At 66.0% G+C, this 16,158-nt stretch carries 17 protein-coding genes; 6 read left to right on the top strand and 11 right to left on the bottom strand.

Features of this window, described 5'->3' with window-relative positions; all coding sequences use genetic code 11:
• Position 1: 1 nt before the first annotated feature.
• From V9L20_RS13065 to V9L20_RS13030, 8 genes are all read right to left on the bottom strand, one after another.
• On the bottom strand, positions 2 to 1,321 hold the full coding sequence (locus V9L20_RS13065; RefSeq protein WP_258502332.1) for a CpaF family protein: 1,320 nt from the start codon (positions 1,319 to 1,321) through the stop codon (positions 2 to 4).
• Positions 1,322 to 1,330: 9 nt separating this feature from the next.
• Positions 1,331 to 2,617 carry an AAA family ATPase gene (locus V9L20_RS13060; protein ID WP_337296923.1) on the bottom strand — a complete coding sequence of 429 codons (1,287 nt, stop codon included), beginning with the start codon at positions 2,615 to 2,617 and terminating at the stop codon, positions 1,331 to 1,333.
• Positions 2,618 to 2,652: 35 nt separating this feature from the next.
• Positions 2,653 to 4,020, bottom strand: a complete 1,368-nt coding sequence (locus tag V9L20_RS13055; protein WP_258502329.1) for a type II and III secretion system protein family protein — start codon at positions 4,018 to 4,020, stop codon at positions 2,653 to 2,655.
• 48 nt (positions 4,021 to 4,068) lie between these two features.
• Positions 4,069 to 5,064 carry a Flp pilus assembly protein CpaB gene (cpaB, locus tag V9L20_RS13050; protein ID WP_337296922.1) on the bottom strand — a complete coding sequence of 332 codons (996 nt, stop codon included), beginning with the start codon at positions 5,062 to 5,064 and terminating at the stop codon, positions 4,069 to 4,071.
• A 65-nt stretch (positions 5,065 to 5,129) separates the two neighbouring features.
• The gene (locus tag V9L20_RS13045) at positions 5,130 to 5,630 is read right to left on the bottom strand and encodes an A24 family peptidase (protein ID WP_258502326.1); all 501 of its coding nucleotides are present in this window, start codon (positions 5,628 to 5,630) and stop codon (positions 5,130 to 5,132) included.
• Between the two features lie 15 nt (positions 5,631 to 5,645).
• Complete coding sequence (locus tag V9L20_RS13040; protein WP_258502325.1) at positions 5,646 to 5,843, bottom strand: Flp family type IVb pilin; 198 nt, start codon at positions 5,841 to 5,843, stop codon at positions 5,646 to 5,648.
• A 422-nt stretch (positions 5,844 to 6,265) separates the two neighbouring features.
• Complete coding sequence (locus V9L20_RS13035; RefSeq protein WP_337296921.1) at positions 6,266 to 7,693, bottom strand: L,D-transpeptidase family protein; 1,428 nt, start codon at positions 7,691 to 7,693, stop codon at positions 6,266 to 6,268.
• On the bottom strand, positions 7,693 to 8,820 hold the full coding sequence (locus tag V9L20_RS13030; RefSeq protein WP_337296920.1) for a nuclear transport factor 2 family protein: 1,128 nt from the start codon (positions 8,818 to 8,820) through the stop codon (positions 7,693 to 7,695). The genes V9L20_RS13035 and V9L20_RS13030 overlap by 1 nt, the downstream gene beginning before the upstream one ends.
• A 239-nt stretch (positions 8,821 to 9,059) precedes the next feature.
• On the opposite strand from V9L20_RS13030, the gene V9L20_RS13025 reads away from it, so the two are divergent.
• Complete coding sequence (locus V9L20_RS13025) at positions 9,060 to 10,076, top strand: Bug family tripartite tricarboxylate transporter substrate binding protein (RefSeq protein ID WP_337296919.1); 1,017 nt, start codon at positions 9,060 to 9,062, stop codon at positions 10,074 to 10,076.
• A 17-nt stretch (positions 10,077 to 10,093) separates the two neighbouring features.
• Here the strand turns inward: V9L20_RS13025 and V9L20_RS13020 are convergent, their stop codons facing one another.
• A complete protein-coding gene (locus V9L20_RS13020; protein WP_337296918.1) occupies positions 10,094 to 10,900 on the bottom strand; it encodes an IclR family transcriptional regulator domain-containing protein in 807 nt (268 codons plus the stop codon).
• 141 nt (positions 10,901 to 11,041) lie between these two features.
• Here V9L20_RS13020 and V9L20_RS13015 point away from each other — a divergent pair, with 141 nt between their 5' ends.
• The 4 genes from V9L20_RS13015 to soxR all read left to right on the top strand — a co-directional run bounded on the left by V9L20_RS13015 (position 11,042) and on the right by soxR (position 14,215).
• Positions 11,042 to 11,743 (top strand): 3-oxoacid CoA-transferase subunit A, encoded by a 702-nt coding sequence (locus V9L20_RS13015; RefSeq protein ID WP_281148309.1) that lies wholly within the window; start codon positions 11,042 to 11,044, stop codon positions 11,741 to 11,743.
• Positions 11,740 to 12,393: a 3-oxoacid CoA-transferase subunit B gene (locus V9L20_RS13010; protein ID WP_337296917.1), complete on the top strand. Its 654-nt coding sequence runs from the start codon at positions 11,740 to 11,742 to the stop codon at positions 12,391 to 12,393. Before V9L20_RS13015 ends, V9L20_RS13010 begins: the two co-directional genes overlap by 4 nt.
• Before the next feature lie 31 nt (positions 12,394 to 12,424).
• Entirely contained in the window at positions 12,425 to 13,630 is a 1,206-nt protein-coding gene (pcaF, locus tag V9L20_RS13005) for a 3-oxoadipyl-CoA thiolase (protein WP_337296916.1), read from the top strand.
• Between the two features lie 96 nt (positions 13,631 to 13,726).
• On the top strand, positions 13,727 to 14,215 hold the full coding sequence (gene soxR / locus V9L20_RS13000; RefSeq protein ID WP_337296915.1) for a redox-sensitive transcriptional activator SoxR: 489 nt from the start codon (positions 13,727 to 13,729) through the stop codon (positions 14,213 to 14,215).
• A gap of 10 nt (positions 14,216 to 14,225) precedes the next feature.
• Here the strand turns inward: soxR and V9L20_RS12995 are convergent, their stop codons facing one another.
• A complete protein-coding gene (locus V9L20_RS12995) occupies positions 14,226 to 14,459 on the bottom strand; it encodes a hypothetical protein (protein ID WP_337296914.1) in 234 nt (77 codons plus the stop codon).
• 240 nt (positions 14,460 to 14,699) lie between these two features.
• On the opposite strand from V9L20_RS12995, the gene V9L20_RS12990 reads away from it, so the two are divergent.
• Positions 14,700 to 15,284 (top strand): thioredoxin family protein, encoded by a 585-nt coding sequence (locus V9L20_RS12990; protein WP_337296913.1) that lies wholly within the window; start codon positions 14,700 to 14,702, stop codon positions 15,282 to 15,284.
• An 87-nt stretch (positions 15,285 to 15,371) separates the two neighbouring features.
• On the opposite strand, the gene V9L20_RS12985 is transcribed toward V9L20_RS12990, so the two are convergent.
• The gene (locus V9L20_RS12985; protein ID WP_126747108.1) at positions 15,372 to 16,112 is read right to left on the bottom strand and encodes a response regulator; all 741 of its coding nucleotides are present in this window, start codon (positions 16,110 to 16,112) and stop codon (positions 15,372 to 15,374) included.
• Positions 16,113 to 16,158 lie beyond the last annotated feature (46 nt).

Here is a 16,158-nt window from a genome sequence, read left to right as displayed (position 1 = left end):
TTCACGCACGGTTGTTGTCTCCCTGCTGCGCGCGTGTGAGCGACTGCCTGAAGCGCGTGATCTTGGGCGAATGCGGCGCAATGCCCAGCGATATCCAGCGGTCGCGCTCCTCGCCGTCGGGCGACGTGATGGGCTCGTAGCGATAGAGCTCCTGCATGGCCACAACATTGTCGTTGACGCCTGTGACTTCGCTCAGTGAGAGGATGCGGCGCTGCCCGTTCGAGAGGCGCCCGATCTGCACGATGAAATCGATGGCATTGGCAATCTGCCGGCGCAGGCTCACTTCGCTTCCCTGGTAGCCCGCAAAGCCCGCGAGCATTTCAAGGCGGTACAGGCATTCGCGCGGCGAGCTGGCGTGAATGGTGCCCATCGAGCCTTCGTGGCCCGTGTTCATTGCCTGCATCATCTCGATCACTTCGGCGCCGCGCACCTCGCCCACGATGATGCGGTCGGGCCGCATGCGCAGGCTGTTGCGCAGCAGGTCGCGGATCGACACCACGCCGGTGCCGTCGAATCCGCCCGGTCGGCTTTCGAGCCGCACCACGTGGCTGGTGCCGAGCGAAAGCTCCGCCGTGTCTTCGATGGTGATGACGCGCTCGCGCGGCGGAATGAAGGTGGCCAGCGCATTGAGCAGAGAGGTCTTGCCCGAACTGGTGCCGCCGCTCACAAGAATGTTGCAGCGCGCGCGAACCGCGATCTCCAGCAGCTGCGCCATGCCCGCGTCGAAGGTGCCGAGCTTCACCATGTCGGCCGGCGTGAGCGGCTCCTTGCGGAACTTGCGAATGGAAACCGAGAGCCCGTCGATCGCCAGCGGCTCGATGATCACGTTGATGCGGCCACCGTCCGGCAGGCGCGCATCGACCATCGGGTTGGATTCGTCCAGCCGCCGGCCGAGCGGCGCGAGGATGCGGCGCACGATGCGCATCACGTGCTCCGCATCGGCAAAGCGCACCGTCTCGCGCTCGAGCATGCCGTGGCGCGACACGTACACGTTCTGGTAGCCGTTGATCAGGATGTCTTCGACGGCCGAATCGTTGAGCAGGTCTTCCAGCGGGCCGAAACCCGCAAGCTCCTTGGTCAGCGCGTCGGAGATGAGCTGCATCTCGCGGTCGTTGATCGGCACCCGGCGCAGCCGCACGAAGCTGTCGACCTCCAGTTCGACGAACTGCTGGATCGACGCGCGCGACCAGCGGCCGAATTCCGCGCCGAGCTCTTCGATGCGGCTCAGCAGATGGTCGTGCGTCCAGCTCTTGATGTCCTGGAACTGCTGGGAGTTGATGAACGCCTGGTCGTCGTCGGCGAATTCGAGATCGTTGGACATAAGGGCGGTTCAACCTTCGCTAGAGCTTTTCCAGAGACCGGCAATTCGCGGCATGCGTGCCGCCCAGCGGGATTCCTTGGCCGGTGGCTGGCCTGTGCCGGACACGAATTCCTGGTGCAGGCCGCGCGCGAGCTCGGCCACCGCTTGCGAATAGGCGTCGTTGCGCGCGGTGCGCACCAGCATTTCGCCGCGGCTTGCCGCCGCCAGCAGTTGCGTGCTGCGCGCCGGCACCACGTGGTGCAGCGGCAGTTCGAGCCGTTCGGCAACGTCCTTGGCGGACAGGCCCACATGGCTGTCGAACTTGTTGACCACGAGCGACAGCTGCTGGGTCTCCACACCGCGCGTGCGCAGTTCCTTGAGCATGGTCGCCGTGGAAACGATGGCACCGATGCTCTGGTCGCACACCACCCAGCTGCGCGGCGCCGCCTTCACCGTCTGCGCGACGAAGTCCAGCGTCGAAAAGCCTCCGAGGTCGGCAATCTGGAAATCGAAAAAATCACCGAGCCGCTTGATCAGCGCCACCGAATCCGCATGCGAGATCTCGCGCACCTGCGCAAGGCTCGCGGGAAGCGGGAGCACGGCCACACCGCTCGCGTGATGGGCCAGCGCCGTGTGCAGCAGCGTCTGGTCGAGGCGGCGCAGGTTGCGCACGCCGTCGACAAAGCTGAAGCCGCTTTGCGTGTCGAGATAAAGCAGACCGTCTCGCGCCGGAAGCCCGAGGTCGAGCAGTGCGACGCCGCCGCGCGTGTTGCGGCCGGCCTGGGGCAGGGCGCCGGCCTGGCACAGCTGGTCCTTGAGCACGAGCGACAGGCTGGCCGCGAGCGTGGTCACGCCGATGCCGGCGCGCGCGCCGAGCAGGGCCAGCGTGCGTCCGCGCGTGCGGCCCGGCAGGCTGCTCTGGCGCTCGAGCAGCTTGCGCAGCGTGTTGACCGCGTCCGTCGGCGGCGCGGCCATGTCCACGAAGTCGTCCACGCCTGCGCGCAATGCGGCCAGCATGGAACCGGGCTCCGCCGAAACGCCGGTGGCCAGCACCGGCAGCGTGGGCCATTCGCGCTTGAGGCGCTGGTGAAGCTCGCTTGCCGCCGCGGCGTGGTCGCCCGAAAAATCGAGAAACACCGCGGCGGGGCCGAGCATGGCCATGCGCTCGTCCAGCGACTTGGCCTCGGCGGGAAGGTTCACCACCGTGCCCAGCCGGGCGAGTGCATCGGTCAGCCAGTTGATGTGGCCGCTGTTGGGCGATGCGAAGAGGTAGGTCTCCGCACCGATGTCTGGAAGGCTGTCGCGGGGAGCGTTCATGGCGTCTGCCACCGGATCTGTGGGGTTTGTTTCAGTCAACGTGAGAAGCCCGGAACAGTGGTGCCCGAAGCGGGCCCCAGAAGATGAGCGCGCCATACAGGTCCGTCGCGCTGCTCGGCGCCGCCGGGAAGGTACGGGCCCAGATCGGTGCCGCGCGCGATCGGCTTCACCAGGTGCGGCGTGACGAGGATCACCAACTCCTTCTCGCTCATCTGGTACTTGTTCTGCTTGAAGAAGGTTCCGAGCACCGGGATGTCGCCGAGCAGCGGAACCTTGTCGGCGTTCGACGTGGTGGTGCGGCTCACGAGGCCGCCGATGATGAAGCTCTCGCCGTCGCCGAGTTCCACCGTGGTGTCGGCGCGCCGCGTGCTGATGGCGGGCACGGCCACGCCGCCGATGCTGAGCGAGTTGGTGTAGTCCAGGTCGCTGGCCTCCGGCGCTACCTTGAGCACGATGCGATCGTTCGACAGCACCGTGGGCGTGAGGGTGAGGCCGATGCCGAAGGGCTTGTATTCGATGCTCGTGGTGCCCAGGCCCTGGGGCGCCGGAACGGGCAGTTCGCCGCCCGCCAGAAAGCTTGCGCTCTGGCCCGAGAGCGCCACCAGCGTCGGTTCCGCGAGCACGCGGGCCATGCCGTTGCCCTCGAGAAAACCCACGTTCAGGCCAATGCCGGCCTTGCCGAAATTGAACAGAAGGCTGAATGCCTGCGCGAGCGGGTTGTTGTGTTCGCCGCTGAGCGAGCCGTCCGGAGCGAACGAGGCCGAACGCAGCGACGACGGCGTGAACACGCCGAAGCTGAAGCCGTTGGAGTTGGCACGCGTGCTGAAGATGTTGAGGCCGGCCTGCTTGAGCACGCTGCGGTTGAACTCGACGATCTTGACCTCGACCTGCACCGTGTTGCTGCGCACATTGACCACCGAGCGATCGATCAGCGCCGACTTTTCTCCGCCGGCCGACATGGCCGCATCGCGCGCCTCCTGGTGCGCCTCCATGCTGTTGAGCGAGCCATTGAGCGTGGAGGTGCGGCGCCGGACTTCAAGGGCATAGACGATGGCGTTGGCCTGGCCCTTTTCCCAGACCATGAGCGTGGTGCGGCCGGCCGCCTTGCCGGTGACGATGAGGCGCGCCGCCGGCGAGTTGGGCGATTGGCGGGTGAGCGCAACGCCCGCCACGGTTTCGTCCGCAATGGCCATGCGCTCGATGCCCTTGCCGATCAGCAGTTCCTTTTGCGTGCCCGCATCGATGCGCAGTTGAAGCGCAGCGCGCGCAGGCGCCGCCGCTGCATCGGCCGCCGTTGCGGGCGCCACCGCCCAGACGCCCGAGGCCAGCAGGCACAGCACCGCAAGGGTCGGGCGCGTGAAGCGCGCCGTGCCGGTTGTTTTCGCACAAGGGGCGATCGTCATGGTGTTCGTTTCGTGGGTGGCTTGCATGTGCGTGCCACTGGTTGCTGATCAGTAGTTGATGGTTTCGCTGCGGTCGCCGCGAATGACCTCGACCTGCAGTCCGCCGCGGGAACCGCCCGTGCGGGCCGGGGGATTTGCCGGGGCTGCGGCGGCAACGGTCGGCACTCGCGAGCTGCCCGCCTTGCCGCCCGTCACAAAGTCGACGGCGGTCATGCCGGCCTGGGCGCGGTCCAGGCCTTCGAGCGGGGCTCTGCGGGCTTCGCCGGCTTTTTGCGCCACCGGCTGCAGCGCCGTGGGCAGTTCGGCAAAAAGCTTCGGATCGGGTTCCGACATGTCGGTGGGGTTGCGCAGCGCCAGAAGCAGGCGGCCGCTGCTCTCGGCGAGCGTCAGCCGGTTGATGTCATCGACGGGCACTGCGAGCACGGCGGTGCGGGCGGCCTCGGCGCGCTGGGCCTGCTGCTGGGCCGCGCCGTTCTTGTCCATTCCGGTGGGCATGCCGTCGATGGAGGCGCCGCCGTAGGCCAGCACGCGCTTGCGCGACAGCAGCAGGCGCGCCTGGCTGCGGTCGATGTCCTTGCCGTCGGACTTGAGCATCAGGAAGACATCGACGAAATCGCCGGGCCGTACCTTGTTGCCCACGCCCATGACCTCGTCGGCCTTGATGGCGACCGCGCGTTCGCCTTCGCCGACGCGCAGGGCCAGGCCGGACACCAGCTGCCCTTCGACCAGCGGCGTGCCCTCGCCCAGGTCGATGACGGGCACCCGGCCCGCAAGCGGCGCCGTCTCCTGGAAAGCGCCTGCGGGATTGATGGTCAGGCGTTCGACGCGAAGCGCGTCGGCCGGAATCGCGCGGCCCGCGGGCAGGGGCTTGGACGCCACGACCACGCGGAAGGTTTGCGCCTGGGCCGTCTTGGCCGCGGCGGTGGCCGAAGGGGCGACCGCGACCGGCGGTGGCGGCTGCCGGCTGAGCAGCCATGCATAGCCGCCGAGCGCGAGGGCCAGGAGCACGAGGACGGCGGCAACGATTTTGGTGAGATTGATCATGGGCGGCAGGTCAAGGAAGGGGCCATTCGAGAGTCATTGATGAACAACTCGTGGTGACGGGGCGGCTAGCTACCCTGTCGACCCCAAACCATCCACACCGCGGCGGCCAGCGCGAGGTAGGCCGCATAAGGAATAAATCGAACCCGGGCTGGCGCCGGCTGGCCCTCCGGCGAAGACGACGGCCCGAAGAGCGCCAGCGAAAGCCGGGGGAAAACGGGCCAGCGCTGGAGCGCGAGCCAAAGCGCGGCATGAAGACCGGCAAGGAGGCTGCCGACGAGCCATATCGGCGGCAGCGCAGAAAGGCCCACCCAGAGTCCGAGAGCTCCGGCGAACTTCACGTCGCCGGCTCCCATGACTCGGAGTGCATAGAAAAGAAGCAGAAAGCCGAAGCCGATGCCTGCGCCGAGCAGGGCGCCAGTCCAGTCTTGCTCGATGGGAGCCATTCCCGTTGCAAGCGCCGCAAGAGCCAGGAAGGCACCTGCAAGCACAAGCCAATTGGGAACGCGGCGCTGCCGGAAGTCATAGATGGCAATGAGTAGCAACCAGATCAAAAAGACTGATTTCATTGCTTTTCCGACACCTCAAGGTGCTGGCGGGGTGGCGGCGGTTGCAATGGAGGATTTAATGCTTCCCCAAATGGCTTCTAGGCTTTTTCCGATTCCACCGTCTCCGATAATTGCCGTGATCATCACAACCGAAATCAGTCCCGCAATAATTCCGTATTCAATTGCGGTGGCACCTTCTTCGTCACGCAGAAAACGAGTAATTGAATTGAGCATGATTTACCCCTTTTGAAAGTTGTTACAACGACTGGCAAGGTGAATGTTATACAGCGTAACTCCGTGTATCAAGGAGGTGAACCCGTGAGGCACTGCCGTTACTGTGCTAGCAAGAAGGTGTAAGCACGATAGCGGCCAGCCTTCTGGCGAACTCTTGGAAGTTTCTCCCTCAGAGGGAAGCAGGCGTCTTGGGAATGCATTCTTCCCTCTGTGGCCGAGCGCCCGTATCCCATGAATGTGGGACGCACGTTACGGCTTCGCGGAACGTGCGAAAGATTCTTGTTACGGGAACAAATGGGTTACGTGTTACGTAACACTGACGATGTGAAGCCAGATGTAACACCCAAGTTTGGTGTTCCGTCTGAGGAAAAAATCACATTTTTCGGGCACAACCCCGTCAGCAGGAGGGCCTAAGTGGGTACCTAGCCCAGTACTTCTTCGTAAAAAAGCTTCCAATCGCTGCCTTGGCGCAGCCAGTATTGGCGGCGTGTACGCCCGCTCTTTTCGCCTTCGAAGACCTCGCCGAAGGTGGCGACCATGGTGTCGTCGCCGTCGCGCCAATGCAGATAGGACACATCCTTGAACTGGACGCGCTTGCCCTGCGCGTATTCCACTTCGTCGTGGAGGGCTGCAAATCCTTCAGTGGATTTTTTATTGTTGCTGCGCTGGAAATCCGGCAAATAGAACTTCTTCAATTGCGCTTCATTGCCGGCGGCCCGCGCCTCTTTCCAGGCCGCGATGGTGCTTGTGAACGCCTGGGCTTCCTTTTCGGCCTGCGGCGGCGAGATCCATTGCAGGCTTTGCGCCGTGATTACCGGCGTGGCGCCGATCTGCACCTTGCGCAGCAATTGCTTCAGGTCGGGGTTGGCCATGACCACGCAGCCGTCGCTGGCCTGCGGTGCGCGGGCAAACTGCTGCGACGGAGTGCCGTGCAGCCAGATGCCGCCGCCGGTCTTGCCACGCCGCACGTCATACGGGTTGGGGTAGTTGATGGGCAGCGCGCCGGCGCCGTAGAAGTCGCGCAGCGACTTGGGGTCCAGGCTGCTGGTGATGTAGTACACCCCCAGCGGCGTGCGTGCATCGCCTTCGGTGGCCTTGTCGATGCCCGATTTGCCGACCGACACGTAGTAGTCGGCCACGAGCTGCAGTCCCTTGTCGGAGTTCTCGAGCAGGTAAAGCCTGGAGCGCGAGGCATCGACCGCAATGGCATAGCGGCTGCGCGTCGACAGCGCCAGGAACTGGGAGGGCACGGTGCCGGCCGGCGGCCGCTCGCGCAGGGCCTGCAGGCGACGCCGGGATTCTTCGCGCAGGTCGGCCATTGCCGGATCGCTGCGCAGCCGCGCAATGCCGGCGTCGGAGAAGGCGTGGGCGGGCGGCACCTGCGTTGCCAGCAGGTCGGCATAGACGAGCTGGGCGAGCTGGAAGTTGGGATAGTCGCGCACCAGGTCGCGTGCCTTTGCGAGCGCAGGCCGGGTCTTGCCGCGGCCGAACAGTTCATAGACAGCAATCAGGCGGGCTTCGGCGCCCGTGGCTTCCTGGATGGCGGCCGATGCAGCCGCTTTACGCGGTGTGGGCTTGGCCGCCGCTGTCTTGGTTGCGGCTGCGGAGGCCTTCCGGGTACCGGCTTTTGCTGCCTTGCTGGCCCCGTGTGCAGCCGTGCGTGCGGCGCCAGACGACTTGGGCTTCGCGCTACTCGCCTTGGCGCTGCCCGATGGAGCCTGCGTCGACGCGCCGGCCGCGCCGGGCGCCGCCAGCAGCAGGGCCGATGTCGCCAGGAGTGCGGCAAGCCTTGTGCGGCCGAGTTGCAGCGGAGAGTTCTGTGGCCGGGCGTGCCGGACGAGGTCCGCCACTATCCGCCGACGCTTTCCTTGCGAATTTGCCATTGGTTGCCGGAGCGCTGCAGCTCCAGCGTCTTGCGGCTCGAGATGTTGAGGTTGTCGGCGCGGTAGATCTGCCGGAACTTGGCGGTTGCCGCCTGGCCGTTGACGTTGATCACCAGGTTTTCGATGTTCACGCTGATGCTCGACTTGCCGACGATGCGCGCGCGGCGCTCTTCTTCCCAGCTCTTGCGGCTTTGTCCGCCGCCGGGATTGAAGTCGGGCCCGTAGGCGGCGAGATAACGGTCCATGTCCTGGCCCGCCCACGCAGAAGCCCATCCGCGCACGGCGGATTCCACTTCGACTGTTGCGGCGGGGGAGGCTGCGGACGGTGCGGATGCGGATGCGGGTGCGGGTGCAGCTGCGGCCGTAGGTGCCGAAGCGGGCGGTGCCGAAGCTTCCGGCGCTTTCGCAACCACCGCGGGCGCCGGTGCGAGGGGCGCCGCCTTGGCGACTGGAGCGGGTGCGGGCGCAGGCATCGGTGCCGCCGCGACGGGTGCCTTCGCCACAGCAGTGGGCGCTGCCGCCGCCACCGCTGCCGTGGGCTTGCCGGCCGGCGCGGGAGTGAACAAGGTGCGGATCACCGCGAGCTTGGGCTGCACCGCCGTGTTGTTCTGGTCGAGCTGCAATGCCTTGCTGTAGGCCTGGCTGGCCAGCCGCGCGTACACGTCGCCCAGGTTTTCTTGCGCCGTGGCGTAGCTCGGGTTGGTGCGAATCGCGCTTTCAAGCGCGCTGCGCGCCTTGTCGAACTGGTTCTGGCTCGCGTAGATCACCGCCAGGTTGTTGTAGGGCTCGGGAAGCTCGGGTGCGTCTTGCGTGAGTTGCGTAAAAGCCGCAATGGCTTCGGCGCGCTTGCCGGTGTCGAGCTGGATCACGCCCTTGAGGAAGCGCATCTGCGGGTCTTTCGGCTTGTCCTTCAGGAAGGCGTCGGCGCGGCCCATCGCCTCGTCGAGCTTGCCGGCCTGCATGAGCCGGTCGACTTCATCGTGCTCGGCCGCGGCGAGCGCGGGCAGTGCCATGCCGCAGGCGGTTGCCAGGAGCAGGGCGCGCACGGCAGGAGTAAGGCTGAAACGGGCGCGCGGGAGGGGGCTCTTGGGCATTGCGGGCAAGACCTCGTAGGAGGGAAAGGGAGATGCGGCAAGGATTGTATGTGGGCGGTTAACTTGCGGATACATCGGCAAATCCGAGGCCCAATGCACCGGATTGCGCAGCCGTCAACAGGCCGATGCATGCCCACATCGATGAATACGCATCGACTTGCGCAACGCAGCACGATCATGTAACGTTGTGTAAGCAGATTGTCAGCAATCTCCCAGTTCCTTCACTCTCTGGAGCCACCTTGAAGATCACCAAACGCCGCTTGCTGGAAAGCGGCGCAGCAGCATTTGCCGCGTCGCTTTTTGCGCCGGGTTCCCTGGCGCAGCAGCGCCCCGCAGCCGGCGCGGCCGGCGGCGACGCGTGGCCCACCAAGCCTGTTCGCATCCTCGTGGGCTTTCCCGCCGGTGCATCGCCCGATCTGGCGGCCCGCGCCATCGCCGAGCCGCTGTCGAAGATCCTGCGGCAGCCGGTCACGGTCGAGAACAAGCCGGGTGCCAGCGGCAACCTCGTGGCCGACCAGGTGGCCAAGGCCACCGACGACCACACCATCGGGGCACTGATCAACGGCAATCTCACCATTGCGAAGCTGCTCAACCCCAAGCTCAGCTTCGACCCCGAGAAAGACTTCCTGCCGGTCGGCATGATCGGCACCGCACCGCTGGTGCTCGTGGTTTCGGGCAACGCGCCCGGCAAGACCGCGGCCGAGCTGCTGCTGTGGACGCGCAACCTGAGCAGCAGCGGCAAGTACGGCACGCCGGGCGTGGGCACGGTGGGCCACCTGGGCATGGAGCTCATCAAGAGCCGCGCCGCCATCACCGCGCAGCACAAGCCCTACACCGGCAACCCGCAGGTCATCGCGGGCTTGCTGGCCGGCGAGATCCAGCTCGCGCTGCTGCCGCCCGGCCTGGCACTGCCGCATGTGAAGTCCGGAAAGATCAAGGCCATTGGCGTGACCTCGCCCGAGCGCAGCCCGCTGGCCAACGAGTTGCCCACCATTCGCGATGCCGACGTGCGCGGCGCCGACCTCGAGATCTGGACCGCGCTGGCCGCGCCTGCGGGCATGAAGCCGGCGGCCGTTGCCAAGCTGAATGCCGCGCTGGTCGAAGTGACCAGCTCGCCCGATGTGAGCCAGGCCCTGCTGAAGACCGGCTGGCAGGCGCAGCCGGGCACGCCCGATGCACTGGCCAAGCGCATGCGCTCCGACACGGCGCGCCTGGGCGGCGTGATCATCATGAAGGGCATCCAGTCGGAGGGCTAGCACGCCCTCCAGTGCGCCTAAAGCAGTTGGGAGACCTTCTTTGCGGCCTCGATCAGCGCCGGGAGCATGGTCTCCTGCATCACCTTGGCGCTGGTGCGGTTGGCCTGGCCGCTGATGTTCAGTGCCGCGACCATCCGGCCTTGGCGGTTGACGATGGGGGCGGCCACCGAGATGAGGCCCTCCTCAAGCTCCTGGTTCACAAGGCACCACTGCTGCCTTCTTGCCTGCGCCACCTTCGTCATGAGCGCATCGATGTCGGTCACCGTGTGTTTGGTGAGCGGCTCGATGCTCGAGGCTTCGAGCCGGGCGCGCACCTCGTTGTCTTCTAGGTCGGCCAGCAGCAGCCGGCCCAGTGAAGTGCAGTACGCCGGCAGCCGCGAGCCCACGCCCAGGCTGATGTGCATGATCTTCTTGGTCGGCACGCGCATCACATAGACGATGTCGGTCGCGTCGAGCACGGCGGCCGAGCAAGACTCCTGCACTTGCTGCACCAGCGCTTCCATCACCGGCTCGGCGCGGTTCCATATAGGCATCGACGAGAGGTACGCAAAGCCCAGGTCGAGGATGCGCGGCGTGAGCGTGAAGAGCTTGCCGTCGGTCACCACATAGCCCAGGGTCTGCAGCGTGAGCAGAATGCGCCGCGCGCCGGCCCGCGTGAGCCCGCTCGCGGCCGCCACCTCGCTCAGCGTCTGCCGGGGGGCGCTTTCGCTGAACGAGCGAATCACCTGCAGGCCGCGCGCAAACGACTGCACGTAGCTGTCGCCGGGGGCGGGTGCCTCGGGCGTCGTCCTGGGCGTAGCGGTTTTCAGAGCGTGGGTTGCCATGCGGGGTGATCCTCTTTAGAATTCATTATACGAACAAATGTTCTTTACGCGAACAAAATCAGCGATTCGCAGGATCGATCGGGTCGCCCGAGTGGATCGCAGGCAGTTCGGTTTCTTTCTGCACTCCCGGAGACAGGCTTCATGATCAACAAGATCGCGCGCTCGGTCGCCGATGCCCTTGAAGGCATCCAGGACGGCGCCACGGTTCTCATCGGCGGCTTCGGCACCGCCGGCATTCCCGGCGAACTCATCGACGGCCTCGTCGAGCAGGGCGCCAAGGACCTCACCGTCGTCAACAACAATGCCGGCAACGGCGAAACCGGACTGGCCGCGTTGCTCAAGGCCGGCCGCGTGCGCAAGATCATCTGCAGCTTTCCGCGCCAGGCCGACAGCCAGGTGTTCGACGGGCTCTACCGCAGCGGCAAGCTCGAGCTCGAACTGGTGCCCCAGGGCAACCTGGCAGAGCGCATTCGCGCGGCGGGCGCCGGCATTGGCGCCTTCTTCTGCCCGACGGGCTACGGCACGCAACTCGCTGGCGACCGCGAAACGCGCGAGATCGACGGCAAGCAATATGTGCTGGAGTACCCCATCCACGGCGACGTGGCGCTCATCAAGGCCGAGCGCGGCGACCGCTGGGGCAACCTGGTCTACCGCAAGGCCGCGCGCAACTTCGGCCCCGTGATGGCCATGGCATCGAAGAAGACCATTGCCACCGTGCACGACATTGCCGAACTCGGCACGCTCGACCCCGAGACCATCGTGACCCCCGGCATCTTCGTGCACCAGGTGGTGCGCATCGAACGCGTGGCCACGCAAGCCGGCGGTTTCAAGAAGGCAGCATGAACATGAGCAGCACTTACCAACGTCGCACCAAGGACCAGCTCGCCGCCCGCGTGGCGCAGGACATCTTCGACGGCGCCGTCGTCAACCTGGGCATCGGCCAGCCCACGCTCGTGGCCAACCACCTGCCAGTGGGCCGCGAGGTCATCCTGCAAAGCGAGAACGGCATTCTCGGCATGGGCCCCGCGCCCGCGGCCGGCGAAGAAGACTACGACCTCATCAACGCCGGCAAGCAGCCCGTCACGCTGCTGCCGGGCGGCTCGTTCTTTCACCATGCCGACAGCTTCGCGATGATGCGCGGCGGCCATCTCGACATTTGCGTGCTCGGTGCCTTCCAGGTGTCGGCCACGGGCGACCTCGCCAACTGGCACACCGGCGAGAAAGACGCCATTCCCGCTGTCGGCGGTGCCATGGACCTGGCCATCGGCGCGAAGCAGACCTGGGTGATGATGGACCTGCTCACCAAGCAGGGCACGAGCAAGCTGGTGCAGGAATGCACCTATCCGCTCACCGGCATCGGCTGTGTGAAGCGGGTGTACTCCGACCTTGCTACGCTCGAATGCACGCCCCAGGGCCTGAAGCTCGTCGACCTGGTCGACGGCCTCAGCCGAGAAGAACTCGAGAAGCTCGTGGGCCTTCCCATTGCCGCCTGAAGCGGATTCATTCACTTTTGAGACAAAAGACATGACCAACCAAGCCTTCATCTGCGACGCCGTTCGTACCCCCTTCGGCCGCTACGGCGGTTCGCTCAGCAGCGTGCGCACCGACGACCTCGGCGCCGTGCCCCTCAAGGCGCTGATGGAACGCAACAAGAACGTCGACTGGCAAGCCGTGAGCGACGTGCTCTACGGCTGCGCCAACCAGGCCGGCGAAGACAACCGCAACGTCGCGCGCATGTCGGCGCTGCTCGCGGGCCTGCCGCTCGAACTCGGCGGCGCCACCATCAACCGCCTGTGCGGCTCGGGCCTCGATGCCGTGGGCACCGCGGCGCGCGCCATCCGCGCCGGGGAAGCCGGCCTCATGATCGCCGGCGGCGTGGAAAGCATGAGCCGCGCACCCTTCGTCATGCCCAAGGCCGAAAGCGCCTTCAGCCGCAACAACGCGGTGTACGACACCACCATCGGCTGGCGCTTCGTCAACAAGCTCATGAAGGCGCAGTACGGCGTCGACTCCATGCCCGAGACGGCCGAGAACGTGGCCACCGACTACAAGATCGAGCGCGAGGCGCAAGACCTGATGGCGCTCAACTCGCAGCTGCGCGCCGTGGCCTCGCAGAAGTCCGGCTTCTTCGACGCCGAGATCGTGCCCGTGACCGTGCCCCAGAAAAAGGGCGATGCGCTCATCGTCAACAAGGACGAGCATCCGCGCGAAACCAGCCTGGAGTCGCTCGCCAAGCTCAAGGGCGTGGTGCGCCCCGACGGCACCGTGACCGCGGGCAACGCCAGCGGCGTGAACGACGGCGCCTGCGCGCTGCTGCTGGCCGACGAAGCGAGCGCCGCCAAGCACGGGCTCACACCGCGCGCCCGCGTGGTCGGCATGGCCACCGCCGGCGTTGCGCCGCGCGTGATGGGCATCGGCCCCGCGCCTGCCACTCAAAAGGTGCTGGCGCTCACCGGCCTCACCATCGACCAGATCGACGTCATCGAACTCAACGAAGCCTTCGCGGCCCAGGGCCTTGCCGTGCTGCGCCTGCTCGGCCTGAAGGACGACGACGCGCGCGTCAACATCAACGGCGGCGCCATTGCGCTCGGCCACCCGCTGGGTGCCAGCGGCGCGCGCCTGGCCACCACCGCCGTCAACCAGCTGCACAAGGGCGGCGGACGCTATGCGCTGTGCACCATGTGCATCGGCGTGGGGCAGGGCATTGCCGTGATCCTGGAACGCGTCTGACGAACCGCCACTGCGCGGCCTGCTGCCGGCCTGATTCGCCAGGCGGGTTTTTGAGGGAAGCAAAACCTCAACTAAAGTCGAGATCGAGAGGTCTCGATGAAGAAATCCAAGCCAGCAGAACCGCCCGACTTTTCCGCCAGCCTTTCGGTGGGCGAGGTCGCGCAGCGCAGTGGGGTGCCCGTGTCCACCCTTCATTTCTACGAGTCGAAGGGGCTCATTGCGAGCCATCGGGCGCCGAGCAACCACCGCCGCTATGCACGTGACGTGCTTCGGCGCGTAGCGTTCATCCGCGTGGCGCAGCGCGTGGGCATTGCGCTGGCCGACATTGCCGACGCCCTTGCCACGCTTCCCACCTCCGCCGCACCCAGCCGAGCCGACTGGGCACGGCTTTCGGCCGCATGGCGCGCAGAACTGGACGAACGCATGGCCCAGCTCAAGAAGCTGCGCGACACGTTGGACGACTGCATCGGCTGCGGCTGCCTGTCCATCGACCGATGCCGCCTCCGCAATCCCGCCGACAAGCTGGCATCGCAGGGGCCGGGCGCACGCCGACTGATGGTCAGGCTCGAGCCCGCGGAAGACTGAGAACGCCGCGTCACTGCGTCCCGGCGGGGAGCAGCGACATCAGCTCGTTCTTCTCTGCGGCAGACATCGCGAGCGTCAGCCGGCCGAACTCGACGCGGTAGCAAGGCAGCATCAATGCCGCCGTCAACGAATGAACGTTGTCGCTGCGTGCAAGGTACTCATTGCATGCGGCAATGCTTCGATGGATTTCGAGCGCCTGCTCGATGCGGCCTGGACGGCCGGAGGGTTGCTGGTCACTGTTCATGCGACGCAATGTGCTTCCTCAACCTAACTTGAGGTCAAGCCGACGGATCGAGAAGCCCTGCGACTCATGGGTGATCGGTGCTCCGAAGCCAGGCGCGGGCGACCGTCGTTGTGCAACGTAGTGTGTTGGTTTCCCGGTCTCGACACAGTGGCATACGCAATGTGGGCCGTGTGGCCGGTGGGCGAAAAACAATCCACAGCTCATCAACTGCGCCCTTGCGCATCGCCCGAAGGAACCACCATGAAGCTCTCCCTCATTGCCATCGGTGCGGCCATTGCCGCGTCGGTGGGCGCACTGACGTTTGCCGCGCCACGGCTCGGCGGCGACACGCCCGCGGGCGTGGTGCGCCCCGCGCCGGAGTTCCAGAACATCGACACATGGCTCAACTCGCCGCCGCTCAAGCTCGAGGCGCTGCGCGGCCAGGTGGTGCTGGTCGACTTCTGGACCTACACCTGCATCAACTGCCTCAACCACCTGCCGCACGTGAAGGGGTGGCACGAGAAGTACAAGGACAAGGGCCTGACCGTGGTGGGCGTGCACACGCCCGAGTTCGCGTTCGAGAAATCGAAGAAGAACGTGAAGGACGCCATCCAGCGCCTGCAGATCAAGCACGCCGTGGCGCAGGACAACAGCTACGGCACCTGGCGGGCCTTCAACAACCAGTACTGGCCCGCTGTGTACCTGATCGACAAGGAGGGGCGCATCGCCTACTCGCACTTTGGCGAAGGCAGCTACGGCGCCACCGAGAAGAAGATCCAGGCGCTGCTTGCGGAACCTTCGGCCGTAGCGGCCGCTGCCCCGGCGCCGGGCGGGAGCGCCAAATGAAGAAGCTCTGGTTTGCGCTGCTCTTTTTTGCAGGCGGTGTGGCGCACGAGGTGCGCAACCCGACCAACTGCCAGTGCATTGCGTCGGTCAGTCTTTCGCCTCGACCGACGAAGCGAGGACGTAGCCTTCGCTCCGCACGGTCTTGATGTAGCGCGGCTCGCGCGCATCGTCGCGCAGCCGCTGGCGCAGCCGGCTCACCAGCAGGTCGATGGAGCGCTCGAAGAGCTCGGCCTCGCGGCCCTGGGTCAGGCTCAGCAGCTGGTCGCGGCTCAGCACCTTCTGCGGGTGGTCCAGAAACACCCGCAGCAGCCGGTACTCGGCGCCGCTCAGCGCCACCATCACGCCGCTTTCGTCGATGAGGTGGCGGGCCACCGTGTCGACCTCCCACTCGCCGAACGCCAGCTTCTGCGCCGGCTCGGCGGCATTCATGTTGGGCGGCAGCATGCGGGTGCGGCGCATCACGGCACGCAGCCGCGCGAGCAGTTCACGCGCCGAAAAGGGCTTGGCCAGGTAGTCGTCGGCGCCCATCTCCAGGCCCAGGATGCGGTCGGCCTCCTCGCTGCGTGCGGTCAGCATGAGGATGGGCGTGGCCTTGTACTTGCCGGTGCGAAGGTCCCGGCACAGCGTGAGCCCGTCTTCGCCGGGCAGCATCAAATCCAGAATGATCAGGTCGAACGGGCCCGACTCCTCGAGCGCGGCACGCATGTGCCGCCCGGTGGGCACCGCAACCACCCGCAGGCCGTTCTTCACCAGGTAGGTGGTGAGCAGCTCGCGGATTTCCCGGTCGTCGTCGACGATGAGGATGTGATCGGAAGTCTTGGGTGTCATGGCAATGAACAGGAGAAGGGTATGGCGCGGGGGGCGCCGCAGCCGC

Origin of the sequence: Variovorax sp. CCNWLW225 (genome assembly GCF_037204045.1) — a bacterium.
Lineage (GTDB): Bacteria > Pseudomonadota > Gammaproteobacteria > Burkholderiales > Burkholderiaceae_C > Variovorax.
The sequence above is the reverse complement of the archived record's forward strand: the minus strand, read 5'-3'. Positions and strand labels throughout refer to the sequence as shown.

Coding starts and splice junctions, on each gene's coding strand:
- V9L20_RS12985 (WP_126747108.1), bottom strand. CDS start 16,112: ATGACACCCAAGACTTCCGATCACATCCTCATCGTCGACGACGACCGG.
- cpaB (WP_337296922.1), bottom strand. CDS start 5,064: ATGATCAATCTCACCAAAATCGTTGCCGCCGTCCTCGTGCTCCTGGCC.
- V9L20_RS13055 (WP_258502329.1), bottom strand. CDS start 4,020: ATGACGATCGCCCCTTGTGCGAAAACAACCGGCACGGCGCGCTTCACG.
- V9L20_RS13015 (WP_281148309.1), top strand. CDS start 11,042: ATGATCAACAAGATCGCGCGCTCGGTCGCCGATGCCCTTGAAGGCATC.
- V9L20_RS13030 (WP_337296920.1), bottom strand. CDS start 8,820: ATGCCCAAGAGCCCCCTCCCGCGCGCCCGTTTCAGCCTTACTCCTGCC.
- V9L20_RS13065 (WP_258502332.1), bottom strand. CDS start 1,321: ATGTCCAACGATCTCGAATTCGCCGACGACGACCAGGCGTTCATCAAC.
- V9L20_RS12995 (WP_337296914.1), bottom strand. CDS start 14,459: ATGAACAGTGACCAGCAACCCTCCGGCCGTCCAGGCCGCATCGAGCAG.
- V9L20_RS13045 (WP_258502326.1), bottom strand. CDS start 5,630: ATGAAATCAGTCTTTTTGATCTGGTTGCTACTCATTGCCATCTATGAC.
- V9L20_RS13060 (WP_337296923.1), bottom strand. CDS start 2,617: ATGAACGCTCCCCGCGACAGCCTTCCAGACATCGGTGCGGAGACCTAC.
- V9L20_RS13020 (WP_337296918.1), bottom strand. CDS start 10,900: ATGGCAACCCACGCTCTGAAAACCGCTACGCCCAGGACGACGCCCGAG.
- V9L20_RS12990 (WP_337296913.1), top strand. CDS start 14,700: ATGAAGCTCTCCCTCATTGCCATCGGTGCGGCCATTGCCGCGTCGGTG.
- V9L20_RS13040 (WP_258502325.1), bottom strand. CDS start 5,843: ATGCTCAATTCAATTACTCGTTTTCTGCGTGACGAAGAAGGTGCCACC.
- V9L20_RS13010 (WP_337296917.1), top strand. CDS start 11,740: ATGAACATGAGCAGCACTTACCAACGTCGCACCAAGGACCAGCTCGCC.
- soxR (WP_337296915.1), top strand. CDS start 13,727: ATGAAGAAATCCAAGCCAGCAGAACCGCCCGACTTTTCCGCCAGCCTT.
- pcaF (WP_337296916.1), top strand. CDS start 12,425: ATGACCAACCAAGCCTTCATCTGCGACGCCGTTCGTACCCCCTTCGGC.